The sequence below is a fragment of the Virgibacillus sp. DJP39 genome (genome assembly GCF_049310925.1).
Lineage (GTDB): Bacteria > Bacillota > Bacilli > Bacillales > Amphibacillaceae > Virgibacillus_F.
Genome location: NZ_JBMERP010000148.1, coordinates 1 through 2,597 on the forward strand (window position 1 = coordinate 1; position 2,597 = coordinate 2,597).

Below are 2,597 nucleotides of genomic sequence, written 5' to 3' on the forward strand. Positions count from 1 at the left end.
TGTTTATGGCATAATAAAAATACATAGTTTGGCGGTGTAAAAGTACATAAGCATTTTCGCTAAAAAAGCCTTGCCAGTCATCCAAAAATCTATTAACCTCTTCATGTGATCAGCTAAAAAACATGAGGAGGAAATGAAAGGATGCTGGCAATGGCTCAAATAGACTATATCAAACATTTAAGGGATGTAAAAGAGATGGACATAAATGCCATCGCAAAAGAGTTGAAGGTAAATTGGAGAACAGTCAAGAAGCATGCAGATAGGACAGACTGGAGTGAAGATACTTCAAAGAGAAAGAAGGCTTATCGGGTATTGGGGAATTATATTGATATTATTGAAGTTTGGCTGTTGGAGGACATGCGTCGTCATAAGAAACAGCGACATACCAACATTCGCATTTATCATCGTTTACGTGATGAATGCGGATTCGAGGGGGGAACAAGAACCGTTACGGATTATGTATCCAAGCGTAAAAAGGAATTACGTAAAGATATAGATAAGCACACATACATCGATTTAATTCACCCAGGGGGAGAGGCACAAGTAGACTTTGGAACTGCGGAAATTGTACATGATCAAAAGGTAATTCAAATTAAATATCTAGTTATGTCTTTCCCCTACAGTAACGCTGGTTTTATGTACATCCTCCCAGCCGAAAACGCTGAATGCCTTTTATATGGGCTTCAAGCATTGTTTGAGCGAATAGGAGGTGTACCAAGGAAGCTTTGGTTTGATAATTTGTCAGCTGCCGTAGTTCATATTAAAAAGGATGGAAAGAGGCAACTTACTGATTTATTTCAGCGATTTAAATTGCACTATGGATTCCAAACCACTTTCTGTAATCCAGCGAAAGGAAATGAAAAAGGGAACGTTGAAAACAAGGTAGGCACCAGCCGCAGAAATTGGTTGGTACCACAGCCAGAGATGGAATCTTGGGAACAAATTAATGAAATGATGAGAAAAAAGGCAAACGACTTTTTGGAAGAGATCCATTATGAAAAGAAATGTCCCATCAGAAGTCTGTGGGAAGAGGAGCACCAAAAGCTGCGCTTCCTTCCAAGCGAATCCTTTGAGGTAATGAAATTATCTGGGGCATCACTGGATAACTATAGACGGTTCCGTTGGGAAAAAGAGTTCTTTACTGTGCCATCTGGTGCAGGTCATGAATCGGTATTAATTAAGGCTTATTGGGATCGTCTTGAGGTACTTAATTCGGATTATGAAAAAATGGCAGAGTTTCCGCGTCCCTACACATTTAAGGAGCAGGTTATTGACTGGAAGAGTGAATTAGCGATTATTCAAAAGAAGCCAAGGGCTTTAGAGTATACGTGGGTTTATTCCCTTCTCCCAGAAAGAATTCAATTATATTTAAATCAACTAGATAGCCCAGTTCGAAAGAAACGAATAGCACAATTAACAAAATGGTTAAAAGAAGGTTACACGATTAACCAAGTGGATAATGCGCTAGCAGAAGTTTCTGTTCATCTGTGGGATCAGGAAGGTATTGTTTACCAATCCCTTTACCGTCAAATTCACAGTAGCCCAGAATTTGAATTCCTACCTGAAGCGCATACGCCTCATGAACTAAAAGATTATGAGCCTGATTTAAATGCTTACAATAGATTAGTGAGTGGAGGTGCTCGTTCATGAATGCTTCCCACATTCAGGATTATTGTAAAAAACTAAAACTTGCTTACATTGGCGAAGCATATCACCATATCGAGGCAGAGACACGGGAGGAATTTCTTTTAAAGCTTTTAGAAATTGAATTACATTCAAGACAGACGGCGAAAATGGAACGACTTGTAAAGAAGGCTGGTTTCAGTAACCATAAAACGCTAGAAGATTATGATTCTTCGTTATCCATAACGTTGCCGCCCTCGATTATGCTGGATGAGTTAAAGAATTTATCCTTTTTAGAGAAGAAAGAGAATGTCATGATGGTGGGAACAGTGGGAACGGGAAAGTCGCATTTTTCGACGGCACTAGGCGTTGAAGCTTGTAGACATGGCAAGGAGGTTCGTTTTTATCGAGTAGGAGATTTAGTTTCAAAGTTGTTAGAAAAACATCATAACGGAAGCATTAACCGATTCCTTCGGGATCTAAAGAAGGCGGACCTTGTCATATTGGATGAACTAGGATTTATTCCATTTCATAAAGATGGGGCCGAACTACTTTTCAGTGTAATCGCCGAGTGTTATGAACAAACAAGCATTATCGTTACATCCAACCTGGAATTTGGCCAATGGAATACAGTATTCGGGGACAAACGTTTGACAGCAGCAATAATTGATCGCCTGGTGCATCACGCGCATATTCTATCTTTCTCAGGTGAAAGTTATCGATTACGGAATGCCTTATCAAAAGCAGATGAAACAAGGCAAAACTAGACAAATGGATAAGAAATAGTGGACCTTGAAAACAAAATAGAGAACTTTCCACAAGAGATCAAGAATTTTAGATTTGATCCATTCTAACAGGAGTGGATCTTGCCTGAAATTCACTGTAAATAAATTGATAAAATGGATAATTTAGACTGGTAGGGGGTTATGTACAAATTCACCGCCATTTTGTGTACTTTTTACTTGCCAAACACA

At 39.1% G+C, this 2,597-nt stretch carries 2 protein-coding genes; both read left to right on the forward strand.

Annotated features, from left to right (window positions below):
• Nucleotides 1–141: 141 nt before the first annotated feature.
• Nucleotides 142–1,650: an IS21 family transposase gene (gene istA / locus ACOI1D_RS21250; protein ID WP_422504172.1), complete on the forward strand. Its 1,509-nt coding sequence runs from the start codon at nt 142–144 to the stop codon at nt 1,648–1,650.
• Nucleotides 1,647–2,390, forward strand: coding sequence for an IS21-like element helper ATPase IstB (istB, locus tag ACOI1D_RS21255; RefSeq protein ID WP_422504174.1), 744 nt, complete (start codon nt 1,647–1,649; stop codon nt 2,388–2,390). Before istA ends, istB begins: the two co-directional genes overlap by 4 nt.
• Nucleotides 2,391–2,597 lie beyond the last annotated feature (207 nt).

What these genes read in the sequence shown, in the direction of transcription:
- istA (WP_422504172.1), top strand. Translation starts at nt 142, where the DNA reads ATGCTGGCAATGGCTCAAATAGACTATATCAAACATTTAAGGGATGTA.
- istB (WP_422504174.1), top strand. Translation starts at nt 1,647, where the DNA reads ATGAATGCTTCCCACATTCAGGATTATTGTAAAAAACTAAAACTTGCT.